The 16,430-nt window shown below is 33.3% G+C and carries 17 protein-coding genes; 10 read left to right on the forward strand and 7 right to left on the reverse strand.

Going from position 1 to position 16,430, the window contains the following annotated elements:
• Positions 1-7: 7 nt before the first annotated feature.
• Entirely contained in the window at positions 8-229 is a 222-nt protein-coding gene (locus RM542_RS02690; protein WP_311384168.1) for a DUF6341 family protein, read from the reverse strand.
• A gap of 39 nt (positions 230-268) precedes the next feature.
• Between RM542_RS02690 and RM542_RS02695 the strand changes: the two genes are divergently transcribed.
• Genes RM542_RS02695 through RM542_RS02705 form a run of 3 tightly spaced genes read left to right on the forward strand, consistent with a single transcriptional unit; the run spans position 269 to position 2,862 of the window.
• On the forward strand, positions 269-1,192 hold the full coding sequence (locus RM542_RS02695) for a hypothetical protein (protein ID WP_311384169.1): 924 nt from the start codon (positions 269-271) through the stop codon (positions 1,190-1,192).
• A gap of 25 nt (positions 1,193-1,217) precedes the next feature.
• Positions 1,218-1,823, forward strand: a complete 606-nt coding sequence (locus tag RM542_RS02700) for a DUF4254 domain-containing protein (RefSeq protein ID WP_311384170.1) — start codon at positions 1,218-1,220, stop codon at positions 1,821-1,823.
• Positions 1,807-2,862 (forward strand): glycosyltransferase family 9 protein, encoded by a 1,056-nt coding sequence (locus RM542_RS02705; protein ID WP_311384171.1) that lies wholly within the window; start codon positions 1,807-1,809, stop codon positions 2,860-2,862. Before RM542_RS02700 ends, RM542_RS02705 begins: the two co-directional genes overlap by 17 nt.
• Here the strand turns inward: RM542_RS02705 and RM542_RS02710 are convergent.
• The 5 genes from RM542_RS02710 to RM542_RS02730 form a co-directional block, all read right to left on the reverse strand.
• Complete coding sequence (locus tag RM542_RS02710) at positions 2,859-3,473, reverse strand: helix-turn-helix domain-containing protein (RefSeq protein WP_311384172.1); 615 nt, start codon at positions 3,471-3,473, stop codon at positions 2,859-2,861. The genes RM542_RS02705 and RM542_RS02710 overlap by 4 nt on opposite strands.
• A gap of 244 nt (positions 3,474-3,717) precedes the next feature.
• On the reverse strand, positions 3,718-4,686 hold the full coding sequence (gene arsM / locus RM542_RS02715) for an arsenosugar biosynthesis arsenite methyltransferase ArsM (protein ID WP_311384173.1): 969 nt from the start codon (positions 4,684-4,686) through the stop codon (positions 3,718-3,720).
• A gap of 36 nt (positions 4,687-4,722) precedes the next feature.
• A complete protein-coding gene (gene arsS / locus RM542_RS02720) occupies positions 4,723-5,775 on the reverse strand; it encodes an arsenosugar biosynthesis radical SAM (seleno)protein ArsS (RefSeq protein ID WP_311384174.1) in 1,053 nt (350 codons plus the stop codon).
• A gap of 29 nt (positions 5,776-5,804) precedes the next feature.
• Entirely contained in the window at positions 5,805-6,140 is a 336-nt protein-coding gene (locus RM542_RS02725) for an arsenosugar biosynthesis-associated peroxidase-like protein (protein ID WP_311349785.1), read from the reverse strand.
• A 100-nt stretch (positions 6,141-6,240) separates the two neighbouring features.
• Positions 6,241-6,927, reverse strand: a complete 687-nt coding sequence (locus RM542_RS02730) for a DUF2064 domain-containing protein (RefSeq protein ID WP_311384175.1) — start codon at positions 6,925-6,927, stop codon at positions 6,241-6,243.
• A gap of 136 nt (positions 6,928-7,063) precedes the next feature.
• On the opposite strand from RM542_RS02730, the gene RM542_RS02735 reads away from it, so the two are divergent.
• The gene (locus RM542_RS02735; protein ID WP_311384176.1) at positions 7,064-7,843 is read left to right on the forward strand and encodes a patatin-like phospholipase family protein; all 780 of its coding nucleotides are present in this window, start codon (positions 7,064-7,066) and stop codon (positions 7,841-7,843) included.
• A gap of 125 nt (positions 7,844-7,968) precedes the next feature.
• Here the strand turns inward: RM542_RS02735 and RM542_RS02740 are convergent, their stop codons facing one another.
• Positions 7,969-9,018, reverse strand: a complete 1,050-nt coding sequence (locus RM542_RS02740) for a ferredoxin--NADP reductase (protein ID WP_311384177.1) — start codon at positions 9,016-9,018, stop codon at positions 7,969-7,971.
• A gap of 352 nt (positions 9,019-9,370) precedes the next feature.
• Here RM542_RS02740 and RM542_RS02745 point away from each other — a divergent pair, with 352 nt between their 5' ends.
• The 6 genes from RM542_RS02745 (at position 9,371) to RM542_RS02770 (ending at position 15,928) form a co-directional block, all read left to right on the forward strand.
• Positions 9,371-10,843 carry a DUF5687 family protein gene (locus RM542_RS02745; RefSeq protein WP_311384178.1) on the forward strand — a complete coding sequence of 491 codons (1,473 nt, stop codon included), beginning with the start codon at positions 9,371-9,373 and terminating at the stop codon, positions 10,841-10,843.
• Between the two features lie 34 nt (positions 10,844-10,877).
• Positions 10,878-11,573 carry an ABC transporter ATP-binding protein gene (locus RM542_RS02750; protein ID WP_311384179.1) on the forward strand — a complete coding sequence of 232 codons (696 nt, stop codon included), beginning with the start codon at positions 10,878-10,880 and terminating at the stop codon, positions 11,571-11,573.
• Positions 11,574-11,579: 6 nt separating this feature from the next.
• A complete protein-coding gene (locus RM542_RS02755; protein ID WP_311384180.1) occupies positions 11,580-12,659 on the forward strand; it encodes a serine hydrolase domain-containing protein in 1,080 nt (359 codons plus the stop codon).
• Between the two features lie 125 nt (positions 12,660-12,784).
• Entirely contained in the window at positions 12,785-15,301 is a 2,517-nt protein-coding gene (locus RM542_RS02760) for a tetratricopeptide repeat protein (protein WP_409220516.1), read from the forward strand.
• Entirely contained in the window at positions 15,301-15,723 is a 423-nt protein-coding gene (locus RM542_RS02765) for a polymer-forming cytoskeletal protein (protein ID WP_311384182.1), read from the forward strand. The genes RM542_RS02760 and RM542_RS02765 overlap by 1 nt, the downstream gene beginning before the upstream one ends.
• Entirely contained in the window at positions 15,701-15,928 is a 228-nt protein-coding gene (locus tag RM542_RS02770) for an AtpZ/AtpI family protein (RefSeq protein WP_311384183.1), read from the forward strand. The genes RM542_RS02765 and RM542_RS02770 overlap by 23 nt, the downstream gene beginning before the upstream one ends.
• Positions 15,929-16,430 lie beyond the last annotated feature (502 nt).

Raw genomic sequence — 16,430 nt, forward strand, 5'->3', positions numbered from 1 at the left:
AAGATTTTTAAAGGTATGAATGCGAAGTACTAGTTTTATCTTCTTCTCCATTATCATTAAAGATTTTCAACTGCCCCATCCAATAAACCATCGCTGTAAAGCCAATAATCATAAATAACCAGTTGACCATATTGGACGACCACCAACTTTCCATAAATCTAAGAAAATCGTACGGTGCGAAAAGTACGTTTACAAATAAGTCTTGTATGCCGTAAAAAAATGAACTCATCTTAAGTATATTTATGATGCAAAAATACGAAAAGCAAAGATGATATCAAGTTTTTTTAGTAAAACAAAGCCTATTAACTATTTAGTCACCCTAGGCTTTAGCGCTTTGCTTTATCTAATTCTCGGTTTAATTTCATTGAATAGTACTTTTGAGTTTGAGCCAGTTTTGATAAAATTTACAGGCCTTGTATTTCTCCTAATCACGTTTTTCACTATTAACCCAATTCTAAAGGCAGATAAATTAGCAGATTTAACCTCATTTAGCATGCTTTTTTATGCGCTGCTTCTAGCTTTATTTTTACCAATTCTAGAAAATGAAAAAGTTATTATAAGTAATTTTTTGATTTTGCTTTCAACGGATAAAGTGCTATCATTAAAGTTTGACAAAAATGTTAAGTATAAAATATTTGAAGCTTCTCTTTGTGTTTTTATAGCTTCTCTTTTGGTAGAATGGACTATAGTTTTTCTAATACCCATTTACATTGGTGTTTATGTTTATTGTTCAACAGAACTAAGAAACTGGCTAATGCCTATTGCCGCTCTCGGAGCATTGCTTTTAGGCCTAGGATGTTATTGTTCATTGTTTAATGATTGGGTTTTTATAGAAGCTCAATACACCTTTAAACTTAAATACACCTTTGATTATAGAAATTATTTTTCTTTGGCCGGTTATTTACTAGTAGTCTTAATTGTAATTGTGATAACCTTAGTTAAGTTGGGTAATAGAGGAATAGGCAGAATACTCTCCTTAAGACTTCTATTTTCTTATTTTGTCATTGGAATTATATTAGTTTTTATTTCTGATGAATATGGGTTATCTGCTGTCATGTTTACTTTTTTTTCTGCTAGTGTTTATATCACAAATTATCTCGAAACAGTTCAAAATAAAAGATTTAAAGAATTTTTTCTTACCGCTCTTGTATTAGGATGTTTAATTACATCAGTTTTCTACCTAATTCAATAATGTATCTTTGCAAAAAATACAACACATGTTCAGTTCAAAGGCTAATGCTATTTTTGAAGAAAGTATAAATAATTATCATGTTTTAGATGAAGTTGACCAACCATTTAACAATACTTATGAGAGCGGAAGTATTGAGCATTTGTTATATCGTAAAAATTGGATTGATACCGTTCAATGGCATTATGAAGATATTATAAGAGACCCAAATATAGAGCCGGTAGCAGCGCTAAAGTTAAAACGTCAAATTGATGCCAGTAATCAAGATAGAACAGATTTAGTAGAATATATTGACAGCTATTTTTTAGATAAATATAACGAAGTCGAAATTTTAGAAAGTGCAGGAATTAATACTGAAAGCCCTGCATGGGCTATTGATAGGCTATCTATTTTAGCTTTGAAAATTTATCACATGCAAGAAGAGGTTAATCGTAAAGACGCTACCGAAGAACATATACAAACATGTGCAAAAAAACTTGAAATTCTTTTAGAACAAAAGAAGGATTTATCTGCAGCTATTGATGAATTGTTAGAAGATATTTCTAAAGGGAAAAAATTTATGAAGGTGTATAAACAGATGAAGATGTATAATGATGATGAATTAAACCCAGTGCTGCGTGGGCAAAAAGAATAGCATAAAACATCTTTTAATTATTCGTCTTTCAGCCATGGGTGACGTGGCAATGCTAGTACCGGTTATTTTAGAGCTTGTTAAAATACATCCTCAACTTCAAATTACCATACTTACTCGTAAAAGATTTGAACCCATTTTCGAAGAAATACCTAATATTTCAATTTTTCCTGCTGATGTAAAAACTAAGCATAAAGGAATTTTTGGTCTCTTTCGACTATATAGAACATTGTTGAAATTACAACTAGACGCTGTGGCTGATACACATAATGTTCTCCGTAGTTCTATTTTGAAGTGTTTTTTTAAGTTTTCAGGGATTCCCTTTATTCAAATCAATAAAGGGAGAAAAGAAAAAAAACTTTTAACGAAAAAAATAAATAAAGTTTTCAAACCTTTAAAAACAACTCATGAACGTTATGCCGATGTCTTTAAGGCATTGGGGCTTCCGATAACTATTTCTCAAAACAACAAATTAACAAAGCCTAAACAACCTGTAACAACTAAGATTAATCTTAAGAATGATGTTAAGTTAGTTGGGGTTGCTCCTTTTGCCGCTCATAAGAGTAAGATGTATCCTTTGTCCATGATGGAGGAGGTTCTAGCACTTTTAATCAATGAAAAGAATTATCAAGTTGTGTTGTTTGGAGGAGGCTCAGAAGAAGAAGCTATACTTCAAGATATGGCTGATAAATTAGGTGATAAAGTAATTAATACGGTAGGTAAGCTTTCTTTTAAAGAGGAATTGGCACTCATCTCAAATCTTAATGTCATGCTCGCTATGGATAGTGGTAATGGACATTTGGCAGCAAACTATGGGGTTGAGGTAGTCACTTTATGGGGAGTAACACACCCCTATGCCGGTTTTGCTCCATACGGTCAGTCAATTGAAAATTCTATTTGTGCGGATAGACAAAAATACCCTTTAATCCCAACTTCAGTTTATGGGAATAAATTTCCGGAAGGCTATGATAAAGCTATGGAAACAATTGCCCCTACTCAAGTTTTCAAAACTATTGTTGAGCTAGGCAAAAGCAATAATTAAGCCATTACTTTTTGAGAAATAGAATAAAAATAATAGCGAAGTTGTTGTAAATATTGTTGTGTCAAACCTCTGTTATTTCCTTCTACCATCAAAGTTCTTACACCAAAATAAGAGGAGATAATATGATTAGCAGCACTTTCACAGTCAACATGATGGTTAACATAACCATCTAATTGTCCTTTTCTCAAAAGTGAGGTTAAATTAATTTCCCAAATCTTTAAAATATCTAACAAATATTTATTGATTTTAGAGTTTCTATTATTAAACTCATTAATAAAATTTGCTAAAATAAACCCATGGTCAGAGGTGCTTTTCAATACACTGTTAAGATTATCTTCAAACATGTCTAAAATCAGCGGGAAAGGGCTTTGTTTGTATGCTGCTGGCTCAATTAGAAGGTCCAATGTACGCTGTAGGATGAGATTTTGAGAAATACTAATAAAAAAATCTTCTTTAGATTGAAAGTGATGTTTAAAAACTTCATCTGTAATAGATAAGTTTTGAATTATATCATTTAAAGAAGTATTGTAATAGCCGTTTTTGTAAAAAAGCTCTAACCCTTTAGCTCTCATTAGGTGAAGCATTTTACTATTTTCTAAGGTAATTTCCATAAGATTTGGTTTCTGATATTAGAATACTAAGTAGGTTTGTTTTACAAATTTCAGAACAAATATTTGTAAGATAAATCTTATAGGTCAATCAACATTTAAAATCGGTATCCGGTAAAAAATGAGCATTTTTTGGAGTTTATCTACTTTTGAGGAATCATCTTATCGATGAAACTAACCAATAATCGAGATAAATAAAAAAGCCGAAAATTATAGAATCTTCGGCTTTTTTAGATTGGATTACTTCTTAACAACACCCTCCGCCATCATAATGAAAAGTTGATTCGCTTATAAAAATATCATCTCTTCCTATAGAGGCTAATGCACCAGCGGTTTTATCACAAACAGCCAAAGGCTGATTTTTCAATAAAACATGACCTTTTTTATCATCAAAATAGTCTTCATCACCATAATATATAGCGGCTTTACCGGTAAACACACAAGGTCCGTCTTCTGGCATAGGGTCTTTAATGGCTGCCACTTCAATAGATTCTATATAAATCAGTTCTTCTGTTGGATATGCGCCAGGAGCTAAAATGCGATATGGTTTTCTTGCTCTAATTTCAATTGTACCAAAGCCAACATCGGTTAAGGCTTTTACATATTGCTTTATAGGCAAACTTCCGCTTAAGCAAAGTGCTCTTAATCTATCATCATTCCTAAGTGTTGTATTCATTTCTTGCTCACAGGTAGGATCACTCATGACCAATTTACCATGTGGTTTAAGAACTCGATACATTTCTTCAATAGCCCGTTTTAGATCTTCTTCTTTGAAAATATTAAATAGGCAGTTTTGTGCGGCAACATCAATAGTATTATCCTCGACAGGCAGATTTAATGCATCCCCTTTTTTAAGGTCTACGAATTCAGATTTAAACCAATCATTTTCTTCCTCAGCCGTTTTAAAGTTTTTACGACTAGCTTCTAACATTTCATCAACAACATCAACACCTACAACACCTCCTTTTTGACGATTGAAATAAGAAAACTGTAATAGTTCCATACCTCCTCCAACACCAACATAGAGCATTTTAGGGTTGTTTGATAAATCACGAGCATGAACAGTGCTACCGCACCCATAGTTCATCTCTTGCATAATTTTAGGAATCTTTAGCCCTGGTAATTCCCAAATAGGATTTGTGGTACAGCAAAGACCGACATCTGGTGTTAAAGCTGCTTCTCTATATAAGTCGTTTGTTGCTTCTAAATAGCTCATATTTTCGTTTTATTCTTAAAGTTCTGTTTTAATCCGTTATGCAACCGTACCTTGGCAACTACTACCAGCACCGGCGGTACAACCATAACAATGTTGAGATATGATAATATTTCTGTCGTTTAATACATCTTCATTATAATCTTTAATGTGCTTGACCTTGCTGGCTACTTTTAAATCTAGCATTTGGTTAAAATCACAATCATAAAGCCATCCATCCCAACTAATTGAAATAGTATTAGTGCACATCACGTTTGCTACGGCCGAAGGGTTATAAGCTTCAACAAGAGCATACATATAGTCCTCATAATTTTCTGATGCAATCAGATAATCTAAAAAACGTGCAATAGGCAAATTGGTTATAGCAAAAAGATTATGAAACTGTATTCCAAAATCTTCATCCAAGGCCTTTTTGAAGTCTTTTTCCATTGCTGCTTGGTCTCCTGGTAAATACGCCCCTGAAGGATTATAAACCAAATCAAGCCTTAAATCACTTTCTGGCATACCGTATCCTCTTTCATTTAGTTCTTGCAGCGCTTTAATAGACTTATCAAAAACACCATCTCCTCTTTGCTTATCGGTTTTACCTCTAGTATAGTGAGGCATGGATGATATCACATGAACATTATGCTTTTTAAAAAAGTCAGGTAAATCATAATACTTTTTATTTGCACGTATAATTGTAAGATTCGAACGTACAATAAAGTCTTTAATTCCAGCTTTAGCAGCCTCTTCTACAAACCAGCGAAAATCAGGATTCATTTCAGGAGCCCCTCCAGTTAAATCTAAAGTATGTGCCCCAGTATTTTTTATAACTTCCAAGCAAAGCCGCATGGTTTCGCGGGTCATAATCTCTTTACGATCTGGTCCAGCATCAACATGGCAGTGTTCACAAACTTGATTACACATGTAACCAACGTTAATCTGTAAAATTTCCAACTTTTTAGGGCGAAGCGGAAAATGACCTATTTCAGAAATTTTATCTTTAAAATAGGGTAATTCACCCTCGGCAAAAATACCACCATCTAAGATTTCAAGCTGTTTGTTAGTCACCGCTAATTCATTCTCTCTTGCTTTGAGAGATTTCTGCATTGGCTTCTTTTTTGGTAAAATACTTTCCATTACATTGATAGTTTATTGTATTTATTCATCATCTGCACGCCATGCACCAAAGTGGCACCACTTTCAATTGCAGCTCCTGCGTGAACGGCCTCCATCATTTCTTCTTTAGTAATACCTTTTTGTAATCCATCTTTGGTATAGGCGTCAATACAATAAGGGCATTTGACTACGTGAGCTACTGCTAATGCGATTAAAGACTTTTCTCTAGCACTTAGTGCGCCTTCTTCGAAAACCTTACCATAATAATCGAAAAATTTTGTCCCGAGTTCTTCACTCCATTCAGTTATTTTTCCAAATTTTCTAAGATCAGCCGGATCATAATATGAGTTTGCCATAAGTAAAATGTTATAATTTTTTTATTGAGTTATATTAGTAAAGGCAAAGGCTTATTCGTGTTAATACAATTAACCAGCGTTAATACCAATGCTTTATAAACTAGGAAAATGTTGTAAAAGAAGGGGAGCCTTTGTTGTATGTGCGGCCTGTAATAATTGAATTAAAATATCGAAAAGAATATGCTATATTAAGTTTAGGAGTCTTAAGCATTTTGAGCAATATAGAAACTAAAACCTTGGAATTTAAACCACCAAGATTAACAAGTGTTTCAATATCAGCTATGGTATCAATATCAGTAAGTCGCGGTAATTGCTGAATCGCTCCTTTTTGTAAAAAAGAGCGGGTAATTTTTTTTAAAAGATTTCTTGTTTGCCATGGCAATTCGCGAAAGCTAGCTGCATTGAAATTGGTTTGATGAAAACCTAAAAGATATACACCGCCATCTTGACTAGGACCAATTACTGTTTTGCCCTCACACAAGTTTCTAAAAGTAGATAAAATGGTATTTGAAGTTAATTCAGGGGTGTCATTTCCTATGGTAATTATACTTTCGAAACCTCTATTAAAAACGGCTTCGACGGCAGTAGTGAATCGTGACCCAAAGTCTGAACCGATTTGTAATTGTTCGTCGTAAATAAAATAGGGAAGCCCAGTATTTTCTACTTTAATTAAAATATCCTTTGTAAGGGCACTGAATAAAGCTGTTGAATTAGGAATGCCTTTTCTTAATTCATCTTTAAAAGATGAATTTGCAAAAATTAGGATGGCAGTTTTATTTGTTCCCAACAAAATAAACAGTTTTAAGACTTAAGTAAACTTACGATAAATACTTAAAAAATGTTTGGTCGAAAACAAAGTTAAAAGATTACGAAACCGCATTGAATTTTAACAAACAGTGTACTTTTACGTCAAAATTTCTAGCATGAGTGTGTTAAACATTCCAAATAGTAAAATTGGCTTAGTACTTTCAGGAGGAGGTATTCGAGGAATGGCTCATATTGGTCTTTTAAAGGCAATGAATGAAAGAGGCTTAGAAGCTCATGAAATTGCTGGTGCAAGTGTTGGCGCTCTAATTGGCGCATTATATGCGAATGGAATTAGCACAGATGACATGCTTAATTTTTTTAAACAAACACCCTTATTTCAGTACAGTTTTTTTGCCTTAGGTAAGCCGGGATTGATAAACACCATCAAATACAAAAATGTATTTAAAAAGCATTTTTCTGAAAATTCTTTTGAATCACTTTCAAAACCTTTGTACGTTGTTGCGACCGATTTGATTAATGGTACTGAAAAAATGTTTAACCAAGGCGAGTTAATTTTACCATTATTAGGATCTGCGGCTTTAACTCCGGTTTTCAGTCCCGTCGAAATTGATGGTGTACTTTACGCTGATGGTGGAATTATGAATAACTTTCCAAAAGAATATTTAGAAGAACGCTGCGATTTTATAATTGGCAGCAATGTTTCAGTAAATGGTAAGCTGACCAAAAAAGAATTGAATAATTCAATTCAATTAGCGGGAAGAATCACAGGGCTCATGATTTATGCCTCTTGTCGTGAAAAAATAGGTGAATGTGATGTTTTAGTTGAACCTCAAGAATTGGAACATATTGGAGTTTTAGATAAAAAAGGAATAGATAAAGCCTTTGCCGTAGGGTATGATAAAGCTAGTTTCGCTTTGGATAAGGTTGTCTCTTGAAACTAAAAAAGTAATAATGCCGCTCTTAAGTATTTAGTTTCTAGGAATTCCATAATTGAATTCACAAGAACAACACTATTAAATGTATATTAAACCATTGCTAAGCACAATAGAAGAGCTGATATTTAAACATCATCATAATCAACCTTTAAATTTGGGGTAGTGGCATGTGCTTGGCAGGTTAAAATTAAACCTTCGGCAACTTCAGATTCGGTCAAAATTTGGTTTTTTACCATTTCAGCTTTTCCTTCGGTTACCCTAGCAATACAACTACTACATACACCGCCTTGACATGAATAAGGGGCGTCAATATCTTCTTTCAAAACTGCATCTAAAACAAATTCCTTTTGATCCATCGTAAAAGAAAACTCTTCATCATCAACTACTACTTGAATTTTGGTTTTACCATCAAGATTTTCAACAATGGTATCTTCTGAACTTGAGCTTGTGAATAATTCAAATAAGATTTTACTTTCGGCTACGCCATTTTTTGTTAAGGATTCTGAAACTGTCGTAATCATTTCTTCGGGACCACATAAGTAGAAGGCGTCAAAATCAAAATCTTTGAATTTATTTTTTGTTATTAGGTTTACCGTAGAAGTTTCAATTCTTCCAAAAAGACAATTTTCTTCAGTAGAACGGCTATAAATAAATTGTACATAAAAGCGATTAAAATAGTGCTTCTGCAATTGTAAAATAGCATCTCGATACATGGCTTCTTCAGGAGTTTGATTTCCTAACACCAATACAAAACGATTATTTTCATTGCTTTTAAGTACTGTTTCTGCGATACTCATAATTGGAGTAATACCACTTCCTGCAGCAAAAGCAGCTATAGTTTTTTCTTGTTGATTCCCTTCAAAAATAAAACGACCATCAGGTGGCATTACTTCTATAGTATCTCCGCTTGTGATAGATTCATTGGCGTATGTTGAAAATATACCGTTTGGCACTTTTTTTATTCCGATGGTTAATTTACCTGAAGAAGGAGCAGATGAAATGGAATATGCACGGCGAATTTCCTCTCCATTAATAGTTTGTTTTAGGGTAATATACTGTCCTGCACTAAAAGAGAAAGTGTCTTTTAAGTCTTCAGTAATGTTAAAAGAAAGGGCAACCGAACTTGGAGTTAATCTTTCAACCGAACTAACGGTTAACGAATGAAAATCACTCATAAAATCAATTTTTGTGCAAAACTAATGATTTGAACACGGGAATTTAACCCTAAGTATTGATTTTTTAAAAAAGTAAAACCTCTAAAATAGTTTTTTAGCCTTTTTATTTCGGCTACTTCTAAAATTTCTACTCTTTTTCGTTAATGGGCCAATCAGAGCTAAAGCTAAAGCTAAAAATATAACTGGGATAAGAATTTGTAAAAACTCGTTTGGTAAATTCATAAGCTTAAGATACAAAAAAATAAAGAAGTTAAACTGATGCTTTTTGAGATCTTATTTTTTTATTTATTGAGCTTGATTTGTAACAATTGAATTATTTTAGTGACCAATGTTCAGCTAATAAACCAACACTATGTTCAAACACTTTTTCAATCTACAGTGGAAATCGTTTTTTAGGTCTGCATCCTTCAAGACTGAAATTTGGATTAAAATTTTAATGGGTTTGGGGGCATTGTATTTTATACTTGTCTTTTTAGGATTAGGTTTTGGAGTCTATTTCATGATTGAAGAAGCAGAACTAGGCGACCCTTTGAGAGTGGTCAACCAATATGCAATTTACTATTTGGCATTTGATTTGGTCTTTCGCTATATGTTACAAAAAATGCCGGTTACCAATATTAAACCTTTACTTTATTTACCTCTACAGAAAAGCCAAGTAGTGCATTATTCCTTGGGCAAAACAGTTGTTTCCTTTTTTAACTGGACCCACGCTTTCTTTTTTATACCTTTTAGTATTATATTATTAACCAAGGACTATGACTTCTTAAATGTTGTAGGTTGGCATCTTGGTTTTATGGCTTTGATTTACTGTAATAACTTCATTAATATTCTAGTAAATAATAAGGATAGTATTTTTTACATTTTTGCGGGAATTTTTTTGCTATTGGGGCTGTCACAATACTTTGAATGGTTTGATTTTACCCTTTACACTGGGCCTTTATTTGACAAGCTTTATGATATACCAGCTACAGCTTTAATTCCTTGGACAATTTTATTGGTTTTGTTTGTTAATGCCTTTAATTATTTCAAAAAGAACATGTATCTGGATGGTGGTTTAGCCACGAAAACTACGGAGGCTAAAACTGAGGATTTAGACTGGTTAAATAGGTTTGGTAATTTGGGTACTTTTCTTAAAAATGATATTAAGTTAATTAAACGTAATAAGCGTTCGCGTACTGCTGTGATCATGGGGTTTTTCTTCATTTTTTATGGTTTGTTATTTTTTACGGGTGCAGTTGAGGTTTATGATGGCCCATTTTGGAGGGTATTCGCTGGTATTTTTGTCACCGGAGGGTTTTTATTCAGTTTTGGTCAGTATGTGCCAAGTTGGGATAGTAGTTACTATCCTTTAATGATGAGTCAAAATATTCAGTATCGTGAATATCTTTCATCAAAGTATTATTTAATTATTATCGCCACAGTAATCACTACTATTCTATCAAGTTGGTACTTATATTTTGGATGGGAAGTATTTGCAGCAGTTTTGGTAGGTGCTATTTATAATATTGGCATCAATGCTTATTTGGTGCTTTGGGGTGGAGCTTATGTAAAAACCCCGATAGATTTAACCTCAAACAAAAAGGCTTTTGGTGATAAGCAGGCTTTTAATGCCAAAACACTATTATTAACCTTACCAAAATTAGTTTTACCTATGGTAATTTATGCTCTAGGACATTTTTTAGTGAGTCCCTTAGTAGGTTATATTCTAGTGGCCATAGTTGGACTTTTAGGTTTTGTTTTTAAAAACAAAGTTTTCGCTCAAATCGAAAAAATATACAAAAAAGAGAAGTACAAGACATTAGTTGCTTACAAGCAAAAAAGCTAATAACTACACTTTAAAAATTTAAGTAAACATCGCTATGATATCAGTAAAAAATCTTTCAAAAACGTACGGTTCTAATACTGTTTTAAATATTGAATCTCTAGAAATTCCAAAAGGTCAAAGTTTCGGCCTTGTAGGCAATAATGGAGCTGGTAAAACCACTTTATTTTCACTGCTCTTAGATCTGATTCAACCAACCACTGGCCATATTATCAATAATGAAGTTCAGGTGGATGAAAGCGAATCTTGGAAACCATTTACTTCTGCCTTTATAGACGAAACATTTCTAATAGGATACTTGACTCCTGAAGAATATTTTTACTTTATTGGTGAGTTAAGAGGAAGGAATAAAGAGGATGTCAATGCTTTGCTATCACAATTTCAAGACTTTTTTCATGGAGAAATTCTTGGTCAAAAGAAGTATTTAAGAGATTTATCAAAAGGAAATCAAAAGAAGGTAGGTATTGTAGCTAGTTTTATTGGTAACCCAGAAGTGGTTATACTCGACGAGCCTTTTGCTAATTTAGACCCTACTACCCAAATTAGATTAAAAGGTATTATTAAAGAATTAGCTGCAAAAGAAAATGTAACAGTTTTAGTTTCAAGTCATGATTTACAGCATGTCACCGAAGTTTGTGAGCGTATTGTAGTTCTTAATAAAGGAGAAATAGTTAAAGATATTCAGACATCACAAGAAACGCTAAAAGAGTTGGAAACATTCTTTGGAGGATAATCGAATATGAACAAATTCATTCTACCAATTGCCTGTTTTTTGTTTTTGACTTGTTTGAGTCAAGAAAAAACTAACAATGAACTAGATTCTGATAATCAATCAAAGCTTATTCATAAAGCTTTTGAATTGTTTCCTGTCAACACCGAAATTGCATTTGGTTTTATACATAACGGCCAAGTAACATATAGTGGTTTCGTTAAAAACTCAAATGAATTAGAACCCATTAAAAACGAACAAAGTGTTTTTGAAATAGGATCAATTTCAAAAGTCTTCACCAGTACAATACTGGCAAATGCTATTCTTGAAGAAAAGGTTAAAATTAAGGAATCTGTAAATGAGCATTTGAATTTTAAAGTGCATAATGATTATGAATTTAGTATGATGCAACTTGCAAACCATACTTCTGGTCTGCCTCGAATGCCCGGCAATTTTATATTCAATAGTAGTGACCCTTCTAACCCATTCAAAGATTATGGTGAGAAAGCATTAAGGGAATTCTTAGAACTTTACATCAAACTGCCAGATAAGCGAAATGTAAAATACGAATACTCAAATCTGGGAGCAGGTTTGTTGGGTTATGCTCTGACCAATATTTATGACAAAGGTTATGAAGCATTATTGTTAGAAAAGGTTTTTAAAAAGTATGAGATGTTTAACAGCACAACTAAAGCTGAAAAACTAACATCATTATTGGTTCAAGGTTTAGATAACAAAGGAAAACCAACATCAAATTGGGATTTAAACATATTGGTAGGTGCCGGTGGTGTACTATCAAATGTTGAAGATATGTCCAAATTTATTTTAGCTCAATTTAATAACGCCAATAAAGAGCTATTGTTGACAAGAAAAGAGACTTACAGTATTAATGATGACATGGCTATTGGCCTTGGCTGGCATATCAAAAAAGAATCAAACACAAAACGCTTGGTTTGGCATAATGGAGCTACTGGAGGTTATAGGTCATGTATGGTTCTTGATATAGAAAATAAGAACGGAATAGTCATTCTCTCAAACGTTTCAGGTTTTCATGAAAGCGGTGGTAAAATAGATAAGTTAGCTTTTGATTTATTAAAAATAGGGGACTAAGCAAATTTCAACTTCATTTTATCGATAAGCCCTACACTAAACAGGGCTTTTTTTAGTTATGATACCTAGGAAAGATTAATACATTGAAGCTTCACATAAAACTTTTTATTTCCGGTATCGTCGGAATGTTGGTATTTAATGCTTGTTCGGTTAAAAAGGATAAGTTCATTAATCGCAATTGGCATGCATTAAATACGAAGTACAATACACTGTATAACGGTAATATTGCATTTGAAACTGGCCGTCAAGAATTGAACAATTCATATCGCGATGATTTCTGGGAGATACTACCTGTCGAACGCTTAGAGGTAACAGATGAGATAAAACTCGATTCTGAAGACAACAATCCAAATTTTGTAATTGCTGAAGAAAAAGCTACCAAAGCCATACAAAAACATAGTATGGATATTAAAGATGAAGAGCGCAATCCTCAAACTGATGAAGCTTTTCTTTTATTGGGTAAAGCACGATATTTTGACCAACGTTATATTCCCGCTTTAGAATCTTTCAATTACATCCTTAGAAAATACACTAATAGCGATAAGTTTAATGAAGCACGTATTTGGAGAGAGAAAACCAATATGCGATTAGACAATCCAGAATTGGCAATAAAAAATCTTAAAAACCTTTTTAAGTACGATGAGTTGAGCAATCAAGAGTATGCGGATGCTAACGCGGTAATGGCGCAATCGTATTTAAATCTAAAAGCTGCAGACACAGCGATACAAAAACTAAAAATAGCCCAGAGTTATACCAAAAAAAATGAAGAAAGAGGCCGGTATCTTTTTATCATTGGGCAACTATACAACCAACTAGGTTTTAAAGACAGTGCTAATTATGCTTTTGATAAGGTAATTGCCTTGAATAGAAAAGCACCAAGGGTTTACATGATTAATGCCCACCTAAAGAAAATTCAGAATACAGAATTAACAGACACGAACTATGAAGAAATGCTTGAATACCTTACCGATTTGGAAGAAAATCGTGAGAACCGCCCCTTTTTAGATAAAATATACCGTCAAATTGCAAAATTTCATTTAGAAACGAGCTCAGATAGTTTGGCCATCGCATATTTCAATAAATCATTACGTGTTACACAACAAGATCGAAAGTTAAATTCTAAGAATTATGAGAATTTAGCCGAATACAATTTTGACCATAACGAATATAAAAATGCAGGGGCCTATTATGATAGCGTATTGACCAATTTGGCCGTAGATACGAGAAAGTATAGAGCAATTAAAAAGAAGTTTGACAATCTGGAAGATGTTATCAAATACGAAGATATTGCCCAATATGCTGACAGCGTCATAACAGTTTACGAAATGCCCGAGCAAGACCGTATCACTTATTTTGAAGAGTACATTGCAGAATTACAAAGAAAGGCAGCTGAGGCTGAGGCTGAAAAAGATAAAAAGGCAAGTGCAGGTTTTGCAGCTTTTGGTAATTCGCCTGGTGGTAAAGAAAATAAGGGTAAGTTTTACTTCTATAATATCACAAGTTTGGGTTATGGTAAAACCGACTTTAAAACTCGTTGGGGTACCAGAGAATTAGAAGATGATTGGCGTTGGAGCGATAAAAGCAAGGCTTTACCTTCAGAGTCAACAGGTAACATAGTAACTTCAGATAGTATAGCATCGCCCTTATCGGAAGAAGAAAAGTATTCTGTTGATTTTTATTTGAATCAAGTTCCTACTGATGTGGCTATTGTGGATAGTTTAAGAACAGAACGAAATTTTGCTAACTATCAATTAGGTCTGATTTATAAAGAAAAGTTTAAAGAGAACCTTTTAGCAGCAGGTAAATTAGAAAGTGTTTTGGCTTCTAACCCTGAAGAAAGATTAGTATTACCTTCTAAGTATAATTTATATAAAATTTATGAAGAATCGGGTAGTCCATTAGCTTTAGAAATGAAGCAAAACATTATCAATAATCATGCTAATACCCGTTATGCTGAAATTTTATTAAACCCTCAAGCAGTATTGGCTAATGAAGCTAATAGTCCTGATAAAAAATACGCCGACCTCTATAAGCTTTATCAAGACCAACAGTTTTTAAAAGTGATTACACTATCTGAAGAAAACATCAATAAATATACCGGCGACCCTATAGTGCCAAAATTTGAAATGCTCAAAGCGAATGCTATAGGCAGATTACAAGGCTTTGAACCTTTTAAAGAGGCACTGAATTATGTTGCACTGACTTATCCTAACAATCCGGAAGGAAAAAAAGCGGAGCAAATGGTTGCTGAGCAATTACCAAAACTAGCTTCAAAAGAATTTTCACCTGAAACCGGTTCTGAGGGAGCTGGAAATTGGAAGGTTGTTTTTCCTTTCAAAAACCGAGACAACGAAAAAGCTTTAAAGCTCTTAAAACGTATGCAAGAGGTTGTTAAAGATTTAAAATACAAGAATTTGGTTTCAAAAGATATTTACACATTGGAAGACCAATTTGTTGTCGTCCATGGGTTCAAATCAAAAGATTTTGCTTTAGGCTATGCTGAACTTATAAAAAACAACAAAGACTACAGAATTAAGGATGAGAATTTTGTAGTTTTATCATCCAACTATAAAACGATTCTTGTACATAAGAACATTGAAGATTATAAAACGCAAATTTTAACCCCAAAAACCTCGAACTAATGTTTTCAGATAAACAAAAACCTATGGATGGTTTTGGCGGCCAGCCAAACCGAATTGAAAAGAACACAGTAATAAAAGGTGATATTACCTCCCAAGCTGATTTCAGGATTGATGGAAAGCTTGAGGGTAATGTAAAGACCTCAGGAAAAGTAGTTATTGGAAAAGATGGCTTAATTAAAGGAAAAGTTGAATGCGTAAATGCTGATATTGAAGGTAACTTTAATGGAGAACTTTATGTATCTGAACTATTAGCTCTTAAAAGTTCAGCTAAAATAGAGGGGACTGTGAATGTATCTAAGTTGGCAGTAGAGCCAGGGGCAACATTTAACGCTTCTTGTACAATGGGTAAAGGCACTCCTTCTTCTGGCGCAACACATAAATTACAGTCGAATAAGGTTAATGAGCCAGCAAAAGTCTCCTAAAAAAAATAATTTTAAGAACGCTGCCTTGCTTTCAGGCATTGCATTCGAAATGGGAGCAATCATTTTTCTTGCTGTAAAAGGAGGAAACTGGTTAGATGAGAATTATGAGATGGAAAAGCCCATTTTTACTTTGATTTTAACACTTTTTGGTGTCGCTATAGCCATATATGTGGTGCTCCAACACCTAAAAAGAATTGAACAGTGATTACTAGAATTCCCACTATTTTCCAGTTCATTACTCTTATTTGCTTTTTTTTAGCGTCTTCGTTTTTTGTCCATATTTTATTACTTGATTTCAATGGTTTTCTGAGATTTGATAATCTCATTATAAGATCTTATTTGGTAAATGGGTTATTGGCATCATTAATTTTTATCATATTATTTCTTTTAAAAGAAAAACTTAAAAACCAAATAGGATTTCTGTTTATTGCAGGAAGTCTTTTAAAATTTGCCGTCTTTTTTATTTTTTTCTACCCAATTTACAGACAAGACGGGGTTATAGAAAAGGTGGAGTTTTATGCTTTTTTCGTTCCGTACTTAATCGCCTTGTTTATAGAGACATTCTACATCTTTAAAATGCTTAAAAAGTTAGATTAAATTGAAGGTGTTTGCTTCAACCGAAATCACCTTTAAAATAAAGATCAATTTGCTTTTTTCTTTATTGTAGAAAGACTTACATTTGCACGGATTTTTAAGACATCAATATC

Source organism: Croceitalea sp. P059 (assembly GCF_031846365.1).
Classification (GTDB): domain Bacteria; phylum Bacteroidota; class Bacteroidia; order Flavobacteriales; family Flavobacteriaceae; genus Croceitalea; species Croceitalea vernalis.